Below are 20,008 nucleotides of genomic sequence, written 5' to 3'. Positions count from 1 at the left end.
GCGTCCATCCTTGGACAACTGCCGATATGGCCGCGAGTGGCCGGTTGGCCATGATGTGAAAGAATCCGGCCATGGCGCATCGGATCGCGGTCGTCGTGCTCGACCAGTTCGCCCCGCTCGACCTGGGCGTGCCGGGCCAGGTGTTCTGGACCGCGGAGTCGCCGGCCGGGGAGAAGCTGTACGAGGTGGTGACGTGCTCGCCGGGCCGGGCGCCGGTGCGCTGCTCGGCCGGCTACAGCGTGCTGCCCGACCACGACCTGGACGTGCTCGACACCGCCGGCACGGTCGTGGTCACGGGTGTGCACGGCGGCCAGGTGATGCGCGACGGCACGATCCCCGGCGAGCTGCGCGAGGCGCTGCGCGGGCGGCCCCGGGTGATGTCGATCTGCACCGGCGCGTACGTGCTGGCGGCAGCGGGGCTGCTCGACGGCCGCCGGGCCACCACCCACTGGCGCGACGCCGCCCGTTTCGCCGCCCTGTTCCCGAAGGTCAGGCTCGATCCCGACGTGCTGTTCATCGACGACGGCGACGTGCTCACCTCGGCCGGGGTCGCCGCCGGGCTCGACCTGTGCCTGCACGTGGTCAGGCGCGACCACGGCAGCGAGGTGGCCAACCGCGCGGCCAGGCGGTGCGTCATGCCGCCGTGGCGGGAGGGCGGCCAGGCCCAGTACATCGAGCGCCACCTGCCGCCCGCCTCCGGCAACGGCACCGCCGCCACCCGCGCGTGGATGCTGTCGCGGCTCGACGCGCCGCTCGACCTGGAGGCGCTGGCCGGGCACGCCGGGATGAGCGTGCGGACGTTCACCAGGCGCTTTCGCGAGGAGACGGCGATGAGCCCGGCCCGCTGGCTGACCAGGCAGCGCGTCGAGCACGCCCGCCACCTGCTGGAGACGACCGATCTGGGCGTGGAGGAGGTGGCGCGGCGGGCCGGGTTCGGCTCGGCGGTGTCGCTGCGCCAGCACCTGCACGCCGCCGTGGGGGTTTCGCCGCTGGCCTATCGGCACACGTTCCGGCGTGCCTAGAATCGCCTCCGGGAAGATCGTCTACGTGTCGTCCACGAGAGGGGTGGTCGCGTGAGCGGCCCCGAGCAGGCGCCCGCCGGGATCGACGTGCGGGTGCCGAGCGTCGCGCGCATGTACGACTACTACCTCGGCGGCAAGGACAACTTCGCCTCGGACCGGGAGGCGGCCGAGCGGATGATCGAGATCGGCCGCCAGATGGGCAACGACGCCCGCGAGATCGCCCGCGCCAACCGCGCCTTCCTGGGCCGGGCCGTCCGCGAGCTGACCGACGCCGGCGTCCGCCAGTTCGTCGACATCGGCGCGGGCCTGCCCACCCAGGACAACGTGCACCAGGTGGCCCGCCGGCACGCCGCCGGTTCGCGCGTCGTCTACGTCGACAACGACCCGATCGTCCAGGTCCACGCGCGGGCGCTGCTGGCCGGCGACGCGGGCGCCATCGCCGTGGAGGGCGACCTCAGGGACCCCGACGCGATCTTCGACGACCCGCGCGTCACCGGCCACCTCGACCTGACGCGCCCGTACGCGGTGCTGCTGGTGGCGGTGCTGCACTTCGTCACCGACGACGCCGAGGCGGCGCGCGTCACCGCGCGGATCCGCGAGCGGCTGCGGCCGGGCTGCCACCTGGTGCTGTCGCACATCTACGCGGGCGACGCCGACGACGGGGTGGCACGCTCCGGCCAGCAGGTCTACGCGGCGACGGCGGCGGGCGGCATCGCGCGGCGCGACCGCGACCAGATCGCCGGCTTCTTCGGCGGCCTCGACCTGCTGGAGCCGGGCCTCGTCCCGGTCGCCGACTGGGACCCGCAGGCGCCGCCGGCCGCGCCCGACCTGAAGCGGCCGGGCATCCTGGCCGGCGTGGCCCGCGCCTAGCCGTCAGTCGAACAGGTCGGGCTGCTCGCGGACGATCTGGTCGTGCAGCGGCTGGAAGCTCACCCAGCCGGCCAGCTCGGTGCCGACCTGCGAATGGGTGAGCGCGGCGTTGGCCGGTTCGATGGGCACGACCTGCCCGGCGGCCTTGGCGACGAGCTGCACCTGGGCCGAGCGTTCCATCGTGACGAACCACCAGACGGCCGAGTCGACCGTCTCCCCGACCGTGAGCAGGCCGTGGTTGCGCAGCACGACGGCCTTGTTGCCGCCCAGCGCGGCGGCGATGCGCTTGCCCTCCTCCACCTCGGTCACCACGCCCGTGTAGTCGTCGAACAGGGCGTTGTCCCGGTAGAAGGCGCAGGCGTCCTGGGTGATCGGCTCGATGGTCTGGCCGAGCGCCGACAGGGCCCGCCCGTAGACCGAGTGGCTGTGCGCCGCCGCGACCACGTCGGGCCTGGCCTGGTGCACCTGGGAGTGGATGGCGAACGCCGCCCGGTTGACCGGCCGGTCACCCTCGACCACGTTGCCGTCGTGGTCGACGAGCAGCAGGTCGCTGACCGTGATGTGCTTGAACGACATGCCGAACGGGTTGACCCAGAAGTGGTCGGTCAGCTCCGGGTCGCGGGCGGTGATGTGCCCGGCGATCCCCTCCTCGAAGCCGAACTTGCCGAAGATGCGCAGCGCCGCCGCGAGCCGCTGCTTGCGATGCAGTCGCTCCTCCTCCAGGCTGTCGAAGGTCGGGGGCTGGCGGAAGACGAGGTTGTCCGGCATGGCTCTCCCTATGGCTCAGAACCCGATTCTGAGCGCAGGGTAACGCGGCTCCACCCTCCCACCCCATACCAAAAGGGTCTTGTACGTCATGTCCTGACGCGTCTCGACACGCGCTCCCAAGATCCCTAGGCTGACGCGGATGCGGAGATTATCCATATTCGTCCTGGCTGCGGCGCTGACCGCCACCAGCGGCGGCACCGCCTCGGCGGTCACCGCCTCCCCACCGGTGGACCTGACCCCCTACGCCAAGGGACGCTCGCAGCCGGTCGAGGATCCCGTCTACCCGGCCTACGGCAACCCGTCGATCGACGTCCTCCACTACGACCTCAAGCTGGGCTGGAAGCCGTCCGCCCACACCCTGACGGGCACCGCCACGCTCACCCTGCGGGCCGTGGAGCCGATCAGCGAGATCAGGCTCGACTTCGGCCACGCCCTCAAGATCGACAAGGTGACCGTGGACGGCAGGGCCGTCAAGCCGCAGCGGCGCAAGGACGACCTGACGATCCCGCTGCCCGCCCAGCTCGCCGCCGACCAGGGCGCCCGGGTCGTCGTCCGCTATCACGGCGTGCCCGAGCCGCACACCTCCGGGCAGCGGCGCTACGACCTCCGCTACCTCGGCGCCCAGCCGCAGTTCGACGGGTCCATCTGGGCGCTGCAGGAGCCCTACGGCGCCTTCACCTGGTTCCCGGTGAACGACCACCCGTCGGACGAGGCACTCTACGACGTCGCCATCACCGTGCCCAAGGGCTGGGCGGGCGTCGCGCACGGCACGTACCGGGGCAGGAGCGAGAAGGGCGGCAAGGCCACCTACCTGTGGAGGTCGACCGACCCGGTCGCCAGCTACCTGACGCTGTTCACCGCCGACCGGTACCGGCTGCACCGGGACAAGGGGCCGCGCGGCCTCCCGATCACCTACTGGATCCGCCCCGGCGACGCCAGGACCGCCCTGCCGGTGGCCCGCCGGACGCCGGAGCTGATCCGCTGGATGGAGAAGAGGGTGGGCCCGTACCCCTTCCCCAGCGCCGGTCTGGTCTCCACCAGCGAGACCGGCATGGAGACCCAGCAGATGATCACCCTCGGCGGCGAGTACCTGAAGCCCTCCGTGGTGCTGCACGAGCTCGCCCACCAGTGGTTCGGCGACAGCGTCGGCCCGCGCACCTGGAAGGACGTGTGGCTGAACGAGGGCTTCGCCATGTACTTCGAGCTCCAGTGGCACGCCGACCACGAGCCGGGCACGATGGACGAGCTCATGGCCGACGTGCGCGTGCACGAGAGGGACCTGCGCAAGAGGCAGGGCCCGCCCGGCGACTACCGGCGCGACTGGTTCGCGGGGAGCAACATCTACTACGGCCCCGCGCTGATGCTGCACGAGATCCGCGAGCGGATCGGCGACGAGCGGTTCTTCGCCATGACCCGCGCCTGGGCCCAGGAGCACCGCAACACCGGCCAGGACCGGGCGTCGTTCACGGCCTGGGTCAACCACCACACGGGCGAGGACTTCACCGCGCTGATCGACGACTGGCTCGACTCGAAGACCAGCCCCAAGGACTAGCCCCGCTCCCCCGCGAGCGCCGCCCGGCGACGCCGGGCCACCAGCGCCACCGTCGCCGCCACCGCTACCGCCGCCGATCCCACGATCAGCGGATTGACGAAGCCGGGCACCAGGTCGGGGCCGCACGTGGTGTCGCCCAGCGGCCACATGCTCAGCGCCCCGGACTCCGGGCCGCGATGACCGTAGGCGTACAGGTCGGGCCTGGCGAGCCCGCACCGGTCGTCCGGGTCCGTCCACGCCCCGAACGTCGTCGTGCTCAGCCCGTAGCCGTAGGCGGCGAGGGCCGTGGCCGCCGCCACGGCGGGCGGCGCCCACGCCGGCCGCCGCCCGTGGCGCCACCAGGACAGGGCGGCGAGCGCGAGAACGGCGAGCACCGCCACCGGCCAGGCCAGCGCCAGCAGCAACAGGCCGATCAGCAGCACGAAGGTCAAGATCTCCAGCAAGACGCCCCTCTTCTCCCGGCCTGCCTTCATAGCAGTCCTCGCGCCGGCCGGGCGAGCCGGGCCCCGGGGTTCACGGCGTGGAGAAGCGCTCCTCGGCGACGATCCGCCCGTCGCGCACGGTGTAGAGGCCGACGGCGGACTCGGCGGTGAACCGCACGGCGAACCGGTCGTCGCCCGCCCGCAGGTAGGGCCCCTCGACCGGCCCGCTGACCTGGCCGGACGCCATCAGGTGGCGGGTCACGGCGGCGCTCTCGCCCCGGTTGACCAGGCTGACGAAGGCCAGGCCGACGCCCTCGGCGGTCGGCTCCACGAACGCCGGCAGGTGGTCGAGCACCCACTCCCGGTAGGGCGTGGCCGGCCGGCCGAGGATCTCCCGGACGGCCGGGACGACCGGCTCGGGCCGCGCGGCGACCTCCTTCATGGTCGCCATGACGGCGTCCACGTCCTCCGGCGGCACCCACGCCAGGAACCACTCCCTGGCCTCCTCGGGCGCGAGCTCCTCCACGCTCTTCACCGGCCTGCCGACCAGCTCGGCCACGACCTGGATCCGCTCGGCGCCGGTCATCAGCTCCTCACCGGTCAGCATCGGCGTCGCCGTGTTGAGCAGGTCGTCGGTGAGCAGCGCCCGCACGCCCACCGCGGCGAGGTCTCGGGGGTGGATCTGCGAGCGCGCCCAGCTCAGGAACGGCCCGCGCACCACGCCGTCGGCGGGCACCGGGGTGCCGAGGTCGTTGCTCATGTGGCCGCCGGACCTCAGGAACGTCCACTCCTGGGCGTGCTGCCTGATCAGTTGCTCGATCCGGCCGTGCGAGGCGTTGTCCGGGTCGTCGTTGGTCTCGGCGCCGCCCGCCGACAGGTAGACGATCCGGCGTGCCCGGGCCGCCAGCTCCGGGATCACCACACCGGGCGACCGCTCGGCGAACATCGTCGGCCACACCAGGAAGATCTTGGTCACGCCCTCCAGCGCCTCGTCGAGGGAGGCGGGATCGCTCAGGTCGCCCTTGACCGCCAGCACCCCCTCGGGGAACTCCGCCTTGGCGGGGTCCCTGGTCAACGCCTTGATCGTCACGCCGCCGCGCTCGTGCAACTGCCGCACCACGTGCCCGCCGGTGTGGCCGGTGGCGCCTGTCACCAGAATCGTCTCGTTCATGACGCCGACGCTACGGTCGCGCCGTGACCGTCAGCATCAGTCGATCGACTGATGCTGACCGGGCAGGGCCGCTCCTACCGTCGAGGCATGATTCTGGTGACAGGGGCGACAGGCCGCGTGGGCGGCGAGGTCGTCAGGCAGCTGACGGCGGCCGGGGTGCCGGGGGTGCGGGCGCTGGCCCGTGACAGGGGCCGGGCGCGGCTGCCCGTGCCGGTGGCCGAGGGCGATCTGGCCGTGCCGGGCTCGCTCGACGCGGCGCTGGAGGGCGTGAGCAAGGTCTTCCTCGTCTGGCCGACGCTCCGGGCCGACCATGCCGCACCCGAGACGATCAAGAGGCTGGCGGGCAGGCACGTCGTCTACTTCTCCTCCGCGGCGGCGGGCGCGGGCGACCCGATCAACGCCTCGCACGCCGAGATCGAGCGGCTGATCAGGGAGCACGCCTCGGCGTGGACGTTCCTGCGCATCACCGGGCTGGCGGCCAACGACCTCAAGTGGGCCGACGGCATCCGGCGCGACGGCGTGGTCCGCGAGCCGTCCGCCGGGTGGGCGCGGTCCCACATCCACGAGGCCGACGTGGCGGCCGCGGCCGTGCGCGTCCTCACGGGCGAGGGGCACGACGGGACGGCCCACGTGCTGACCGGGCCGCAGGCGCTGACCGCGCCCGAGCGGGTGGCCGTGCTGTCGGAGGTGCTGGGGCGCGAGCTGCGCTTCGAGCAGCCGTCCCCGGAGGAGGTCAGGGAGCAGTACGCGGCCGTCTTCGGAGCCGAGGTGGCCGAGGGGCTGGTCGCCAGGATGACGGGCCCGGCTCCCGAGCCCGAGCCGGTCACCGCGACCGTCGAGGAGCTCACCGGCCGCCCGGCCAGGACCTACCGCGCCTGGGCGGCCGATCACTGGCGGTAGCCTCTGAGGCATGCTGCGGGGGCGGACGGAGGAGAAGGCGGCGGTCGGCGCCCTGCTCGCCGCCGCCCGCGAGGGCACGAGCGGGGCGCTGGTCGTCCGCGGCGAGGCGGGCATCGGCAAGACGGCGCTGCTCGACCACACCGCCGGCCTGGCCCGAGCCCACGGCATGCACGTGCTCCGCGCGACCGGGATCGAGGCGGAGAGCGAGCTGCCGTACGCCGGGCTCAGCCTGCTCACCGGCGGCCTCCTCGACCGCCTCGACGCCCTCCCGCCCCGCCAGGCCGCCGCGCTCGCGGGCGCGCTCGGGCTGGCCGGGAGTGACGGTGACGGCGACACGTTCATGATCGGACTGGCGGTGCTCGGCCTGCTGGCCGAGCGGGCGCCGCTGCTGTGCCTGGTCGACGACGCCCAGTGGCTCGACAGCGCCTCCGCCGCCGCCCTGCTGTTCGCCGCGCGCCGGCTGCGGGCCGAGGGCGTGGTGATGATGTTCGCCGTACGCGAGCCGCACGCTCCCGGCTTCCCCACGACGGGGCTGCCGGAGCTGCGCCTGGGCGGACTGACGGGTGAGGCGGCGCGGGCGCTGGTCGGCGACCTGCCGCCGCACGTGCGCGAGGAGGTGCTGGCCGAGGCGGACGGCAACCCGCTGGCGCTGCGCGTGCTGGCCCGGGCCCGCCGGAGTCGTGACGCCGGGGGGCTCACGCCGGGTCCCGGGCCCGTCCCCGTACGGGACAGGATCGTGCGGACGTTCGGCGACCGGATCGGCGCGCTGCCCGCGGCGACGCGGACGGTGCTGCTGGTGGCGGCGGCCGACGACACCGGCGAGCCGGCCGCCGTCCTGCGGGCCGCCGGGCGGCTGGGCGCGGGCCTGCCCGACCTCGACCCGGCGGAGGCGGCCGGGCTGCTGCGGATCGACGGCGACCGGCTCGTCTTCGGCCATCCGCTGATGAGGAGCGCCGCCTACCAGGGGGCGACGGCCAGCCGGCGGGCCGAGGCGCACCGCGCGCTGGCGGAGGTCCTGGACGGCGACCGGCGGGCCTGGCATCTCGCGGCGGCGGCGACGGGCCCCGACGAGCGGGTGGCCGCCGCCCTGGAGAGCACGGCGCTGCGGGCCGGGGAGCGGCGGGGCCACGCGGCCGTCGCCGCCGCCTACGAACGCGCCGCCGCCCTCACCCCCGACCCGGTCACGCGCGAGCGCAGGCTGCTGGCCGCGGCCCGCGCCGCCGCCGATGCGGGCCAGTTCGAGCGGGCCGACCGCCTGACCGGCCAGGTCGGCGCCTCGGCGGAGGCCGCCGCGCTCAAGGCGGTGATCGCCGACGGGCTGGGCCGGACGGAGGAGGCGCACGCCCTGCTGTTCGAGTCGGCCGGGCAGGTCACCCCGGCGGAGCTGCCCGCCCTGCTGCGCGGCGCCGCGCGGGCGGCCTGGCGGGCCAACGACTTCGCGGCGCTCGACCGGATCGCCGCCTGCGTGCCGCCTGACTCCGACGTGCACCGGCTGGCCACGGCGGCGCTGGCCACCAACCGGCTCGACGACGGCGGCATCGAGACCCTGAGGGAGCTGCTGGCCGGGCCGCCCCACGACGACCTCCAGGACCGGCTGCTGTTCGCCCGGCTGCACCTGGTCATCGGCGACATGGAGGGCGCGATGCGCCTGGCTTCCGCGCTGGAGCGGGAGTGCCGGGCGCGGGGGGCGCTCGGCGTGCTGCCCGCCGTGCAGGCCGTGCTGGCGCGGACCCTGCTGTTCACCGGCCGCCACGCCGACGCGCGCGCCACGCTGGCCGACGGGCTGCAGATCGCCGCCGACACCTGCCAGCGCATGCCGCGCATCGAGCTGTCGGTGACCCTGGCGGAGCTGGCCGCCGTCGAGGGCGACGAGGAGCGCTGCCGGGAGCTGGCGGCCGAGGCGATCGAGCGTGACCTCGCGCCGAGCGCGGTGCACGCGGTGGTCGCGCTGAGCCTGCTCGACCTGGGCCTGGGGCGGCACGAGGCGGCGCTGGACCGGATGGAGTCGGTGGTGTCCGGTTCGCGGCCGATGGGGGTGATGGGGCACCTGCCGATCCTGGTCGAGGCGGCGGTGCGGCTCGGGCGCAGGGGGCCCGCCGAGGCCGCTACTCAGCTGTTCGCGTCCTGGGCCGGCCGGGTCGCGCAGCCGTGGGCCGAGGCCGTGGCGCTGCGCTGCCGGGCGCTGATCGCCGACGACGCCGACCTGTTCGAGCGGGCCGTACGGATGCGGACCTACCCGTTCGAGCAGGCACGGACCGCGCTGCTCTACGGCGAGCGGCTGCGGCGCGACCGGCGCACCGCCGACGCCCGCACGCACCTGCGCGGCGCGGCCGAGACGTTCGAGCGGCTGGGCGCGCGTCCCTGGGCGGAGCGGGCGCGGGCCGAGCTGCGCGCCACCGGGGAGACCCGTGCGGCGCGCGACCACGCGGCGGGGCTGGCCGACCGGCTCACCCCGCAGGAGCTGCAGAGCGTGCGGCTGGCGGCGACCGGGCTGAGCAACCGGGAGATCGCCGAGCGGCTGTTCGTGAGCCCGCGCACCGTCGGGCACCATCTCTACAAGGCGTATCCCAAGCTGGGCGTCACGACCAGGGCGGAACTCGCCTCTCTGGGCCTGTGACGGACGGCGGCCACCAGAGGGCCGCGACGAGGGGTGGAGCTATGGGGATTCGAACCCCAGACCTCCTCCATGCCATGGAGGCGCGCTACCAACTGCGCCATAGCCCCTTGCGATGCGTGCATCAGTCTAACGGACTCCAGCCACCCCTCTGTACGCCTTTATCCGGCGGCGCGCCCGGCCCGCGCGCCGCCGGACGGCGTTTCAGGAGGTCACGGCGCCCGCCTTGGCGATGAGATCGGCCAGCTCGCCCACCATCGGGTCCTCGGCCGCGCCCGCCAGCCTCCTGGCGTGCTCGCCGAGCGCGGGCAGGCCGAGCCCGAACGCCTCCCCGTCGCGCATGTGAAGGGCGAACGCGGCGGCCAGCACGTCGACCTGCAGCCGCAGCGGCGCGCCCTGCCACAGGGTCTCCGCCAGGTCGGCGACGGTCACCGCCCCGGTGGCCTCGCTGGGGGCGCGGGTGTCGGGGTCCTGCCAGCGCACGGTGGCGGTGGCGAGCTGGCCTTCGGCTCCGGCCTTGAGGCGTACGGAGTACAGCGCGGTGACCGCGTGGCCGGGGCCGATCTCGCCGCCGTCACGCGAGTCGTCACGGAACTCCTCGGTGGCCAGGGCGCGGTTCTCGTAGCCGAGCAGCCGGTAGCTCTCCACCACCGACGGGTTGAAGACGACCTGCGCCTTGGCGTCGCGGGCGCGCAGCTCGATGCTGGCGGGCAGCTGGGCGGCGAAGATCTTGTCGGCCTCCTCCTGGGTGGAGACGTAGACGGCCGCGCCGTCGCCGTTGTCGGCGAGCTGCTCCATCAGCTCGTCGCCGTACTCGCGGCCGACGCCGACGGTCAGGAGCGTGATCTTCCGCCCGGCGTGCTCCTTGACCCGGTCGAGGATGGCCTGCCAGGCGGTGCTGCCCTGGTTGGCCAGGCCGTCGGAGAGCAGGATGACGCGGTTCGTGGCGGCGGGGCGGTGCGCGGCGGCGGCCTCCCGGTAGCCGAGGACGAGGCCGGCCTCCAGGTTGGTGCCGCCTTCGGTGGTGAGCTGGTCGACGGCCCGGTGCAGGTCGTCCCTGGCGGTGAGCGGGGTCATCGTGGCCAGCACCCTGGCCTGGTCGCTGAAGGCCACGACGGAGACCTGGTCGCCGGGGGCGAGCTGGTCGAGCAGCGTGTGCAGGGCCTGCTTGACCAGGTCCAGGCGGCCGGTCTCGGCCATGGAGCCGGAGACGTCGATGACGAAGGTGAGGTTGGCGGGGCGCCGGGCCTCGGCGGAGGAGCGGCGGGTCTGCAGGCCGACGCGCAGGACGGCCTGGCCCGGCGTGTCGAGGCGGGCGCCGTCGGTGTGGACGGTGAAGCCGTCGTCCGGGGGTTCGGCGTAGTCCTGCTTGAAGGAGTTGACGAACTCCTCGGGCCGGATCCGGGCGGGCTCGGGCCAGCGGCCCTCCTGGAGGACGCGGCGCGTGTAGGCGTACGAGGCGGTGTCCACGTCCAGGGCGAACGTGGAGATCTGCGCCTGGGTCGTGTCCTGTTCCTCGTTCTTCCGGTCTTCCTGGTCCCGCCCGGTCCGGTCCTGCCCTGTCTGGTCCTCGGCCTGGGCCGTGGCCCGGGGGGCTTCCTGGGGGGCCGCTCGCTCGCCGGCGCTGGGCTGACCTCCGGGGCCGCCGCACGCGGCGAGCGCGAGCAGCCCGGCGATTCCGACAGTTGCCATTAACGGACGAAATTTCATCGCTTTTGCCACCTCCAGGCCGTATGACGGCTCCGATCCCCGGTGTGGCCGGGCCGGTGACGCAAGCGACGGCAAACCGCGATCCACGCGTGATCGATTGTGGTGAACCGGTGATATCCGGTAGGCATGGTCGTCGTGCGCGTCTATTTGGGGCTGGCCGCGAAGGGCCACGAGATCCCCGCCCGTGTCCTGGACAAGGTCCGATCCGTTATCGAGACCGCCTTCCCGGTGCCTCCCGAGGTGATCCGGGGCGGCGAGTGGCACGGCCGGGGGGTGTCGCTGTTCGGCTGGTCGAACGAGCCCGACGACTCCCGGCAGCCGCCGCTGCTCACCGAGAGCGGCGGGCGGGTGCTCGGGCTGAACGGCCACCTGGCCGACCCGGCCGACGCCGCCCGGCTGCTCGGCGACCCGTCGGCCGGCGACGTGGGCGGCTGCTTCTCCGCCTGGGTGGCGCGCGACGGCGAGCTGTCGGCCGCGACCGCGATCAACCGCGTCTGCCCGGTCTTCTACGCCGAGACGCCCGAGCTGCACGTGGTGGGCAGCCGGGCGCTCCTCGTGCACCTGGCGGCGCAGCAGGCCGACCGGATCGACCATGACGTGCTCGCCCTCCAGACGATGATCCGCCAGGGCTTCTTCCTGTCGGACGAGACGCCGTACCGGGGAGTGACGGCGCTGCGCCCGAGCTCGCGGATCGACGTGCGCGACGGGAAGCGGACGATCACGGAGACGCCGCTGCCGGAGGCGGCGGGCGCGCCGGACACGGCGCGGCGCAAGCGGGCGGCGATCGGCGAGCTGGCCGACGCGCTGCTGGCGACCGTCGCGCCGCTGCGCGACCTGGGCGAGCCGGTCAACCTGGCGCTGACCGGCGGGCGCGACACCCGCATCCTGGCCGCGCTGCTGCACGCCGCGCGGGTGCCGTTCCGGGTGACCACGAACGGGCTCGACACGCACCCGGACGTGATCCTGGCCCGGCAGATCGCCACCCAGCTCAAGGTCGAGCACACGGTGATCGCCCCGCAGCAGACCGCCGAGCGTGACGCCGTGCTGGTGGAGCACCCGCTGAGCCGGGCGTGGGAGACGCTGCGCACCTGCGAGGGGATGACGTCGGCGTACGAGACGATCGTGAGCTACCTCCCCTACTCCGGCAAGCCCACCATGTCCGGGCAGAGCGGTGAGACCCTGCGCGCGGGCAGCCTGAACCTGCTCCAGACCGACCTGAGCGACAAGGCCCTGCTGCGCCGGATCAACAACACGTTCTACAAGGACGAGAAGCTGTTCACCGCCGAGGCGAACGAGCACGCCCGCGCCCTCGCCAAGCCCTGGCAGGCGCGCAAGAACCGGCTGGAGGCGCTGGACCACATCTACATCTGGTACAAGGTCGGCCGCTGGCAGGCCAGCGCTCGCGCGGGGTCGCTGCGGCGGGGCGACCCGGTCCGGCCGTTCCTGGACAACCGGGTGGTACGGGCCGCGCTGGCGCTGGACCAGGGCTGGCGACTCTCGGAAGAGGTGATTTATTCGCTTATTTTGAGATTCGCCCCCGAGCTGCGGGATGTCCCCATCGAAGGGAAGCCGTGGCGGTTCGTCGAAGGGATGAAGCCGCCCCGCTGGTGGGAACGGACCCACGTGCCGCCGCCCCACATGCCGACGACCAAGACCGGCGGCGGCTGGAGCTGGCGCACCAGCCCCGGCCCCGACCTCACCGACGTGCTGCGGCAGCAGGTGCTCGGCAACCTCGACGCGCTCACCCCCGTCGTGAACCCGGACGAGGTGCGCGCCCTGTTCGCCGACCCGGTGGTCAAGAAGCCCGCCACCGCCTGGCACCTCTACACGGTCAGCACCCTCCTGACCGGCACGTACCCCGGCAAGGAGCCCGAGGGCCTGGAACGGATCCCCGTCTCCAAGCCCTGATCAGGCCAGCGCCCGCTCCTCCACCCTGATCCGCACCGTGAGCAGGGCCGCGTTCGCCACGGTGAAGGCGAGCGCGGTCAGCCACGCGGTGTGCACCAGCGGCAGCGCGATCCCCTCCACGACCACCGCGACGTAGTTGGGATGGCGCAGCCACCGGTACGGCCCCGACGTGACGAGCGGCACGCCCGGCAGCACGACCACCCGCGTGTTCCAGCGCCTGCCCAGGCTGGCGATGCACCACCAGCGCAACGCCTGGGCGAGCAGCACGAGCGCGAGCATCGGCCAGCCCAGCGCCGGCAGGAACGGCCGCCCCAGCAGCCACACCTCCGCCGGCGCCGCCACCAGCAGGCCCACGTGCGCCGCGACGATCCACGGATAGTGCCGCCCGCCGTGCTCGACGCCGCCCCGCGAGCGCGCCCACGCCAGGTTGCGGCGGGCCACCACCAGCTCGGCCAGCCGTTCCACGACGACCAGCCCGATCAGGACCAGGTACGCGCTCACCAGTGCAGCAGGAGCAGCTCGGCGGAGAACCCCGGCCCCAGGGCGAGCAGCACGGCCGGCTCCCCCGTGCGTCCGCGCGTCTCCTGCAGCACGTGCAGCACCGACACCGACGACAGGTTGCCGTGCTCGCGCAGCGACCGCCAGGTCACCTCCAGCGCCTCCGGCGGCAGCGCCAGGTTCGCCACGATCTTGTCGATCACCTTGGGGCCGCCCGGATGGCAGATCCAGGTGCCCACCTGGTCGGGCGTCAGCCCGTAATCCGCGAGGAACGTCCTGATGTCCCCCGCCAGCACCGACTCCACGAACGCGGGCAGCTCGGCGTCCAGCACGATGCGGAAGCCGTGACCGCCCACCTCCCAGCCCATCAGGTGCTCGGTGTCCGGATAGAGCTTGCTGCGCGTCGCCACGACCTCCCGGCCCTCGCCGTGCCCCGTCGCGACCACCGCCCCCGCCCCGTCCCCGAACAGCCCGCTCGCGACCAGGTTCGCGATCGAGGTGTCGTCCCGCTGGATCGTCAGCGAGCACAGCTCCACGCACACCAGCAACGCCGTCTGCTCCGGCCAGCCACGCAGATAGTCGTGCAACCGCGACAGCCCGGACGCCCCCGCCGCGCAGCCCAGCCCGAACACCGGCACCCGCTTCACATCCGCGCGCAACCCCGCCCGCTTGGCCAGCCGCGCGTCCAGCGACGGCGTCGCCAGCCCCGTCGTGGAGCAGAACACCAGATGGTCGACCTTCTCCGGCGGCAGCCCCGCCCTCTCCAGCGCCCCCGCGATCGCCCGCTCCCCCAGGTCCAGGGCGATCTCCACGTACATCTCGTTGGCCCGCTCGAACGAGTCGAGTTTCGGATAGTCCTCGAGCGGCAGCGCCAGGTTCCTCCCGGTGACGCCGGTGGCGCTGTGGAAGCGCTTGAGCAGCTCCCCGTCCGCCGCCGTGAGCTGGGAGAACGCCTCGGTGATCTCCTCCTGCTCGTAGCGGTGGTCCGGCAGAACGGTCTGCACGCCCTGTATGTACATGACCAGTTCTCTGCCGCTGAGAGGCGCGGGCTAACATCCGGACATGCCCCCGCCCGCTCCGCCTCCCACGGTCGCCGTCCTCGCCTTCGACAGGATGTCGCCGTTCGAGCTCGGCTGCGTGGTGGAGATCTTCGGCCTGTCCCGGCCCGAGCTCGGCGTCCCCTGGTACGACCTCAAGGTGTGCGCCGAGACCGCCGGGCCGCTGCGCGCCGTCGGCGGCTTCACCCTCCACGCCGAACACGGCCTCGACACGCTCGCCTCGGCCGGCACCGTCATCGTGCCCGGCGTCGCCGACGTCCGCGGCCCCGTCTCCGCGCCCCTCGTCGCCGCCCTGCGCCAGGCCCACGAGCGCGGCGCGCGCATGGTGTCGATCTGCTCCGGCGCGTTCGCCCTCGCCGCCGCCGGCCTCCTCGACGGACGCGAGGCCACCACCCACTGGAAGTACGCGCCCCTCCTCCGCGAACGCTTCCCCACCGTCCAGGTCAACCCCTCGGTCCTGTACGTGGACGGCGGCGACGTGCTGACCAGCGCCGGCAGCGCCGCCGGCCTCGACCTGCTCCTCCACCTCATCCGCGCCGACCACGGCCCCCGCGTCGCCAACGCCGTCGCCCGCCGCCTCGTCATCCCCCCGCACCGGGAAGGCGGCCAGGCCCAGTACGTGGAGGCGGCGGTGACACCGGTCGGCGGCGACGACGCCGTGTCCCGCGCCATGTCCTGGGCCCTGGCCCACCTGGCCCACCCCATCACCGTCGCCGACCTGGCCAGAGCGGCAAGCCTCTCGGAACGCTCCTTCATCCGGCACTTCAAGCGTCAGGCCGGCACCAGCCCGCTCCGCTGGGTCATCGCCCAGCGCATCGCCGCCAGCCTCCCCCTCCTGGAGTCCACGGCCGCCCCGGTCGAGGAGGTCGGCGCCGCCGTAGGCTTCGAAAGCCCGGTCACCTTCCGCCACCACTTCACCCGGGCCATGCACACCACCCCCTCCGCCTACCGCCGCACCTTCACCACCCCCCGCACCCCGCTTTCTTGACACGGGTGGTGCCCATCGGAGTTGCTTGCGACTTGATGACGATCGCCAGACGGAAACACTCCTCGCCCTTGACGGGGGTATCGACGCCATTGCCTGCTCCGCCTCGATCGGGGCCAGGCTTCGGTCTAGGGCGTTGGAGGTACGTGCCGTGCCGTTGGAGATCGGGCTGTGGCGGGTCGATGGCAAGCCGGTCAAGGTGGGGACGTCGAAGATGCCCCGGGAATCACGGCTGGAAGAGCTGCTGGAGACCGACCCGAGCATCCTGGGGCTGCCCGTGCTCCTCATCGGCAGGCAGGTCCCGACAGCACACGGCAAGTTCATCGACCTCCTCGGCATCGACGCCGAGGGGGCGCTGCACGTCCTGGAACTGAAGCGAGACCGGACTCCGCGGGATGTCGTGGCGCAGGTTCTGGATTACGGCTCGTGGGTGCGGAACCTCACCAATGAGGAGATCCGCGCCATCTACGACGACTATGCGAGAAGACGAGGACACAGCGGCGAGTTCGATCAGGCTTTTGCGGAATGGTTCGGCACAAACCCTCCCGAATCACTTAACACCGGTCATACGCTGACGGTCGTCGCCAGTGAGATTGACGCAGCTACCGAGCGAATCGTCACCTATCTGGCCACGGAGCACCAGGTTCCGGTCAACGTGCTGTTCTTCCGCTACTTCGAAGACGATGGGCGGTCCTACCTGGCGCGCACCTGGCTGATGGACGACGTCAAAGCCGCCAGCCCGGCCGCCAACTCCACGAGCCGCGGCAAGAAGGAGCCCTGGAACGGACAGGACTGGTACGTCGCCTTCGGTGACGAGCCGGGGGGACGCAACTGGGAAGACGCGCGCCGTTACGGCTTCGTCTCCGCCGGCGGCGGAGACTTCTACTCGAGAACCCTGCGGGCGCTGCCCGTCGGCGCCCGGGTGTTCGTCCACATACCGCAGTCAGGGTACGTCGGCGTCGGAACCGTCACAGCTGAGGCACGTCCCTACCCGGAGGCCCTTCTCAGCACGGGCGGAGTCACCCGGAGGATGGAGGAGCTCGACCTGGCGGGCAGCTACGTCCACACCGAGGCTCCCCAGGACGAGCAAGATCGTCGTGAGTGGGTCGTGCCAGTGGACTGGCAGGCGACGGTTCCACGCGGCCAGGCATTGTGGAAGCCCGGCATGTTCGCCAACCAGAATTCAGCCTGCAGACTCCGGTCGAAGTTCAGCATCGAGCAGGCCACCCAATACTTCAAGATTGACGCGTAGTGGGCCCGGTGAACGAGAGCATCGCGCGCCCAGTTTGGGAGGCGGTCGCTGCCGAGCTTCGTGCTCATCGGCACAATGGTCTGGGCCCGCTGCTGACGGAGGACACCGTGCGGTTCGCCTCGGCACGGGCTCTGGTCGACGCGGGCGTCGCCCCTGCCGCTCTTCGCGCGGAATGGCCCCATCCGGCGCTCAGGGGCTCGCGTATCGATCTGGTGGTCGACGATCATCCGCCCGTCGTGATCGAGTTCAAGTTCCCACGAGAACCGAACGAGAAGAACGCGGCGTGGACCATGGCGCTGGGCGAGGTGCTCAAGGACTTCTATCGGCTCGCCGCGTTCCCAGGAGTGGCGAAGCGTCTCTTCGTCTATGTGGAGACGGCACGGTTGCGCCGATACATGACCGGCGCCGCCCGGCGGTACGGCATGACCATCGAAGGCGAGCGGATCAGCCTGCGCCCGGCCGACACGGCGAAGCTGCCGACGACCGCTGCCCAGATCATCGGCGCCGAGTTGGCCGCCCACCACGTCCAGGCGTGGCGCGACGTGTTGATCGAGGTGGATGACGGGCTACGGCTGGCTGTGTACGAGGTGGATCCGCTGGGGGCGCCTCCGGATCCGGCCTCCGCGAGCCTTGCCGCCGACGATGCTTCCGACGACCCGATGCCTGTGCTCGTACAACCTCACGAGATGTCAGCCGGGAGCCGGGAGGGTGTGCGGCAGGAGATTCTCATGGCGATCCACGCCTTGCTCACCCGAAGCGGAGGCGCCACCTTCACTCCGGCCCAGGTCCTCAGTGAGATGAAAGATCGCGGCACTCGGTACGCGGATACGACGATCCGGACCATGGTCACCGGGCACATGTGCCGAAACGCGCCGGACAACGCGGCGAGGACTTACGACGACCTGGAACGGGTCGGCCGTGGCCTGTATCGGCTCATCCCGTGACGGCTGCGCACATGGTGTCAGCCGTGGGTGAGGCGCCAGAGGGTGGTGGTCCCTTCTGAGCAGTCGGCTCTGAGAGGTCCCTGGGGTCCGAGGCGGTCGGCCTTCTCGCCGGCGCAGGCGACGGCGCGGGGGTCGAGGTCGGTGGCCACGACGTGCCGGACGCCGCGACGGGCCAGGAGGGCTGCCAGCACGCCGGTGCCGGTGCCGATGTCGAAGGCAGCGCGTCCGGACGGCAGGGGCGCCTCGGCGACCAGGTTCACGTACTCGCCGCGTACCGGGGAGAAGACGGCGGCCGAGCGCGCTGAGGAGCTGGCGGGCGTTGTGGAAGTCGCCCCGCCAGAGCAGGGCGGTGCCTTCGCAGGCCAGCTGGTAGGCGGTGGTGCGTTCGTCCGGTCGCCGGCCCGCGCCACGCGGGCGGGTGGTGGCGCTGCGGCGGCCGATCGCCAGGCCGCTTCGCGTTGTCGTCCTGCCTCGGTCCACCGAATCATCAGGTCTCGGCCGTTTCACGCCGGAGGGGGCGTGGCGAGTGGTTCCCCTGGATGCTACTTTCTATACGCGTATGAAAAATAGACGGAAGGGGCAGTATGACGGAGCGGATGGTCGCGCTGGGTGATGAGCTGGTGAAGCTGCACGACGGGTTCCGGCGGCAGCTCGCCGCCCTGCGCCAAGGGACTCAGGGGGCGCCGGAGCTGCGGGAGCACTGCCTGGCGTTCTGCGACGCGCTGCACGCGCACCACGAGGGCGAGGACTCGGTGCTGTTCCCGCACCTGGACGGCGAGCACCCCGAGCTGGCGGAGGTGCTGGCGCGGCTGCGGAGGGAGCATCACGTGGTGGCCGGGCTGCTCGCCCGCGTCCGCGCCCTCAGCGGCACGGGCGACGGCGTCCGGGAGGAGCTGGACCGGCTGGCCACCGAGCTGGAGGCGCACCTCGACTACGAGGAGGAGCAGCTGGTCCCCCTGCTCAACCGCCTGACCACGGTCCCCGAAGGGCTCTGACGGCGGGGGCGGCTCAGCCTGCCAGCGTGTAGTCGAAGCTGTAGGAGTGGGCGCCGTCGGGCGCGATGCCGATCGTCATCTCGCCGCGCAGCCCGGCCAGCTCGCCGGTGCCGGAGTCGGGGACGACGCTGACCCGCAGCGACTGGGCGCCCCGGTCGTCGGCGGCGCTGTGCTGGACGACGAAGGAGCCCCTGCGCCCGTGCAGGACTCCGTCGACGCGTTCGACGGCCACGTACGCCTTCGACTCCGCCACCGGCGTGGACACCACCGTGAGGTGGACGACGCTGGTGGCGGTCAGGTCGCCGTGGAAGGTCTTGCTCATCGAGACGCGCCCGAGCGAGACGCCGTCGCGGTCGTCGAAGGGCGGCTCGGCGTTCCAGCCGGCGGTGTCGAAGGGTCCTTGTGCGATCATGCGCCCAGCATGCCGGTCATACCTGTCAGGTCCGGTCAGGTACCGGCGAGGCGTTCCACGACGGGTGCGAAGGCGTCGATGCGGTCGGCCGGGACGGTCACGTACGACACGCCGAGCTTGTCCCTGCGCCTGGTCAGCGTCTCGACGATCTGGTCAGGGCCGCCGGGCAGCACGCCGACGGCGTCGTCGCCGGGCGGGCCGAACCGGGCGGTCAGCCAGGCGGGCAGCTCCTCGCCGACGGCGGCGACGTTGACGTTCAGCTCCAGGTCGTCGAAGCGGTCGCCGGCCAGCTCGTACAGCTCGTCGAGGCGGGCGGCGAGCTGCGCCTCGGTGCCGTTGGGCGGCAGCGCGACCGCGACCGTGGCCGCCCGCGCCGCGGCGACGCGCAGCAGCCGGGAGCCGGCGGCGGCGATGAGGACCGGCACGTCCTCGACGGCGTCGGCGGTGGCGGCGACCTGCTCGATCCGCTGCCCGGGGGTGCCGAAGGAGAGGCCGAGCCGGGCGGCGTCGGCCTCGGCGTGCGCCCGGCCGGCGCCCAGGCCGAGCTCGAAGCGGCCGCCGCTGAGCTCGCGCAGCGTGGCCGTCTCCCAGGCGACGGCCTGCGGGTGGCGCAGCGGGGCGCACAGCACGTACGTGCCGACGCGCAGCGTGGTGGTGGCGGTCGCCGCGGCGGCGCAGGCGGCGAACGGCGCCAGCGTGCCGAGCGTGTCGGGGACCAGCAGCGTCGAGTAGCCGAGGCTTTCGGCGCGCCGGGCGAGGCCGGCCCAGTCGGGCGAGCGGCCGGCGACGACGCCGAACCGGAAGGCATGGGGGATCATGCCCTATACGATCGCCCGCCGGCCGCCCTGGCGCATCGTCCGCCGGACCGGTCCCGCCGTACGCCGCCGGACGCAAGCCCGGCCGCGCACGCTACTCCCCCGGCAGTAG

At 72.9% G+C, this 20,008-nt stretch carries 19 protein-coding genes and 1 tRNA gene; 10 read left to right on the top strand and 10 right to left on the bottom strand.

The genetic code is table 11. The features are described from left to right. The first annotated feature begins 71 nt into the window (after positions 1–71). Positions 72–1,022 (top strand): helix-turn-helix domain-containing protein, encoded by a 951-nt coding sequence (locus AB0J53_RS37170; protein WP_219508292.1) that lies wholly within the window; start codon positions 72–74, stop codon positions 1,020–1,022. Positions 1,023–1,073: 51 nt separating this feature from the next. Beyond that, positions 1,074–1,892, top strand: a complete 819-nt coding sequence (locus AB0J53_RS37165; RefSeq protein WP_364180987.1) for an SAM-dependent methyltransferase — start codon at positions 1,074–1,076, stop codon at positions 1,890–1,892. A 3-nt stretch (positions 1,893–1,895) separates the two neighbouring features. On the opposite strand, the gene AB0J53_RS37160 is transcribed toward AB0J53_RS37165, so the two are convergent. Then, entirely contained in the window at positions 1,896–2,660 is a 765-nt protein-coding gene (locus AB0J53_RS37160) for a class II aldolase/adducin family protein (RefSeq protein WP_219508290.1), read from the bottom strand. 139 nt (positions 2,661–2,799) lie between these two features. On the opposite strand from AB0J53_RS37160, the gene AB0J53_RS37155 reads away from it, so the two are divergent. Further along, positions 2,800–4,212: a M1 family metallopeptidase gene (locus tag AB0J53_RS37155; RefSeq protein WP_364180983.1), complete on the top strand. Its 1,413-nt coding sequence runs from the start codon at positions 2,800–2,802 to the stop codon at positions 4,210–4,212. On the opposite strand, the gene AB0J53_RS37150 is transcribed toward AB0J53_RS37155, so the two are convergent. Continuing rightward, complete coding sequence (locus tag AB0J53_RS37150) at positions 4,209–4,655, bottom strand: hypothetical protein (protein WP_364180980.1); 447 nt, start codon at positions 4,653–4,655, stop codon at positions 4,209–4,211. The two genes, AB0J53_RS37155 and AB0J53_RS37150, sit on opposite strands and share 4 nt — an antisense overlap. Before the next feature lie 70 nt (positions 4,656–4,725). Further along, complete coding sequence (locus AB0J53_RS37145) at positions 4,726–5,805, bottom strand: NAD(P)H-binding protein (protein ID WP_364180977.1); 1,080 nt, start codon at positions 5,803–5,805, stop codon at positions 4,726–4,728. An 87-nt stretch (positions 5,806–5,892) separates the two neighbouring features. Here AB0J53_RS37145 and AB0J53_RS37140 point away from each other — a divergent pair, with 87 nt between their 5' ends. Together AB0J53_RS37140 and AB0J53_RS37135 are read left to right on the top strand one after the other, a co-directional pair. After that, positions 5,893–6,705 (top strand): NAD(P)H-binding protein, encoded by an 813-nt coding sequence (locus AB0J53_RS37140; RefSeq protein WP_364180974.1) that lies wholly within the window; start codon positions 5,893–5,895, stop codon positions 6,703–6,705. A gap of 10 nt (positions 6,706–6,715) precedes the next feature. Beyond that, positions 6,716–9,322 carry an AAA family ATPase gene (locus AB0J53_RS37135; protein ID WP_364180971.1) on the top strand — a complete coding sequence of 869 codons (2,607 nt, stop codon included), beginning with the start codon at positions 6,716–6,718 and terminating at the stop codon, positions 9,320–9,322. Between the two features lie 34 nt (positions 9,323–9,356). Here the strand turns inward: AB0J53_RS37135 and AB0J53_RS37130 are convergent. Both AB0J53_RS37130 and AB0J53_RS37125 read right to left on the bottom strand, forming a co-directional pair. Next, positions 9,357–9,429: transfer RNA gene (locus AB0J53_RS37130), tRNA-Ala, on the bottom strand. A gap of 94 nt (positions 9,430–9,523) precedes the next feature. Continuing rightward, on the bottom strand, positions 9,524–11,011 hold the full coding sequence (locus AB0J53_RS37125; protein ID WP_364180968.1) for a von Willebrand factor type A domain-containing protein: 1,488 nt from the start codon (positions 11,009–11,011) through the stop codon (positions 9,524–9,526). A gap of 144 nt (positions 11,012–11,155) precedes the next feature. On the opposite strand from AB0J53_RS37125, the gene AB0J53_RS37120 reads away from it, so the two are divergent. Next, the gene (locus AB0J53_RS37120) at positions 11,156–12,937 is read left to right on the top strand and encodes an asparagine synthase-related protein (RefSeq protein WP_364180965.1); all 1,782 of its coding nucleotides are present in this window, start codon (positions 11,156–11,158) and stop codon (positions 12,935–12,937) included. Here the strand turns inward: AB0J53_RS37120 and AB0J53_RS37115 are convergent, their stop codons facing one another. Next, on the bottom strand, positions 12,938–13,438 hold the full coding sequence (locus AB0J53_RS37115; protein ID WP_219506778.1) for an isoprenylcysteine carboxylmethyltransferase family protein: 501 nt from the start codon (positions 13,436–13,438) through the stop codon (positions 12,938–12,940). Then, on the bottom strand, positions 13,435–14,439 hold the full coding sequence (locus AB0J53_RS37110; protein WP_364180960.1) for a 3-oxoacyl-[acyl-carrier-protein] synthase III C-terminal domain-containing protein: 1,005 nt from the start codon (positions 14,437–14,439) through the stop codon (positions 13,435–13,437). Before AB0J53_RS37110 ends, AB0J53_RS37115 begins: the two co-directional genes overlap by 4 nt. Positions 14,440–14,497: 58 nt before the next feature. Here AB0J53_RS37110 and AB0J53_RS37105 point away from each other — a divergent pair, with 58 nt between their 5' ends. The 3 genes from AB0J53_RS37105 (at position 14,498) to AB0J53_RS37095 (ending at position 17,674) form a co-directional block, all read left to right on the top strand. After that, entirely contained in the window at positions 14,498–15,481 is a 984-nt protein-coding gene (locus AB0J53_RS37105) for a helix-turn-helix domain-containing protein (RefSeq protein ID WP_364180958.1), read from the top strand. Positions 15,482–15,629: 148 nt separating this feature from the next. After that, positions 15,630–16,730 carry an endonuclease NucS domain-containing protein gene (locus AB0J53_RS37100; protein WP_364180955.1) on the top strand — a complete coding sequence of 367 codons (1,101 nt, stop codon included), beginning with the start codon at positions 15,630–15,632 and terminating at the stop codon, positions 16,728–16,730. Between the two features lie 8 nt (positions 16,731–16,738). Beyond that, positions 16,739–17,674, top strand: a complete 936-nt coding sequence (locus tag AB0J53_RS37095) for a hypothetical protein (RefSeq protein WP_364180952.1) — start codon at positions 16,739–16,741, stop codon at positions 17,672–17,674. Positions 17,675–17,691: 17 nt separating this feature from the next. Here AB0J53_RS37095 and AB0J53_RS37090 read toward each other — a convergent pair whose 3' ends face one another. Then, positions 17,692–17,934, bottom strand: coding sequence for a methyltransferase domain-containing protein (locus tag AB0J53_RS37090; protein ID WP_364180949.1), 243 nt, complete (start codon positions 17,932–17,934; stop codon positions 17,692–17,694). A 324-nt stretch (positions 17,935–18,258) separates the two neighbouring features. Between AB0J53_RS37090 and AB0J53_RS37085 the strand changes: the two genes are divergently transcribed. Then, a complete protein-coding gene (locus AB0J53_RS37085) occupies positions 18,259–18,669 on the top strand; it encodes a hemerythrin domain-containing protein (protein ID WP_364180946.1) in 411 nt (136 codons plus the stop codon). A 13-nt stretch (positions 18,670–18,682) separates the two neighbouring features. Here the strand turns inward: AB0J53_RS37085 and AB0J53_RS37080 are convergent, their stop codons facing one another. Together AB0J53_RS37080 and AB0J53_RS37075 are read right to left on the bottom strand one after the other, a co-directional pair. Continuing rightward, complete coding sequence (locus AB0J53_RS37080; RefSeq protein ID WP_364180943.1) at positions 18,683–19,081, bottom strand: DUF3224 domain-containing protein; 399 nt, start codon at positions 19,079–19,081, stop codon at positions 18,683–18,685. A gap of 35 nt (positions 19,082–19,116) precedes the next feature. Continuing rightward, complete coding sequence (locus tag AB0J53_RS37075; protein ID WP_364180940.1) at positions 19,117–19,899, bottom strand: LLM class flavin-dependent oxidoreductase; 783 nt, start codon at positions 19,897–19,899, stop codon at positions 19,117–19,119. Between the last annotated feature and the right edge of the window lie 109 nt (positions 19,900–20,008).

Origin of the sequence: Nonomuraea sp. NPDC049725 (assembly GCF_040674795.1) — a bacterium.
Taxonomy (GTDB): Bacteria; Actinomycetota; Actinomycetes; order Streptosporangiales; family Streptosporangiaceae; genus Nonomuraea; species Nonomuraea ceibae.
The sequence above is the reverse complement of the archived record's forward strand: the minus strand, read 5'-3'. Positions and strand labels throughout refer to the sequence as shown.

Bases quoted from the DNA above. Each gene is read 5' to 3' on its own strand.
- AB0J53_RS37080 (WP_364180943.1), bottom strand. From the start codon at position 19,081: ATGATCGCACAAGGACCCTTCGACACCGCCGGCTGGAACGCCGAGCCG.
- AB0J53_RS37140 (WP_364180974.1), top strand. From the start codon at position 5,893: ATGATTCTGGTGACAGGGGCGACAGGCCGCGTGGGCGGCGAGGTCGTC.
- AB0J53_RS37160 (WP_219508290.1), bottom strand. From the start codon at position 2,660: ATGCCGGACAACCTCGTCTTCCGCCAGCCCCCGACCTTCGACAGCCTG.
- AB0J53_RS37145 (WP_364180977.1), bottom strand. From the start codon at position 5,805: ATGAACGAGACGATTCTGGTGACAGGCGCCACCGGCCACACCGGCGGG.
- AB0J53_RS37125 (WP_364180968.1), bottom strand. From the start codon at position 11,011: ATGGCAACTGTCGGAATCGCCGGGCTGCTCGCGCTCGCCGCGTGCGGC.
- AB0J53_RS37155 (WP_364180983.1), top strand. From the start codon at position 2,800: ATGCGGAGATTATCCATATTCGTCCTGGCTGCGGCGCTGACCGCCACC.
- AB0J53_RS37135 (WP_364180971.1), top strand. From the start codon at position 6,716: ATGCTGCGGGGGCGGACGGAGGAGAAGGCGGCGGTCGGCGCCCTGCTC.
- AB0J53_RS37170 (WP_219508292.1), top strand. From the start codon at position 72: ATGGCGCATCGGATCGCGGTCGTCGTGCTCGACCAGTTCGCCCCGCTC.
- AB0J53_RS37075 (WP_364180940.1), bottom strand. From the start codon at position 19,899: ATGATCCCCCATGCCTTCCGGTTCGGCGTCGTCGCCGGCCGCTCGCCC.
- AB0J53_RS37105 (WP_364180958.1), top strand. From the start codon at position 14,498: ATGCCCCCGCCCGCTCCGCCTCCCACGGTCGCCGTCCTCGCCTTCGAC.
- AB0J53_RS37085 (WP_364180946.1), top strand. From the start codon at position 18,259: ATGACGGAGCGGATGGTCGCGCTGGGTGATGAGCTGGTGAAGCTGCAC.
- AB0J53_RS37120 (WP_364180965.1), top strand. From the start codon at position 11,156: ATGGTCGTCGTGCGCGTCTATTTGGGGCTGGCCGCGAAGGGCCACGAG.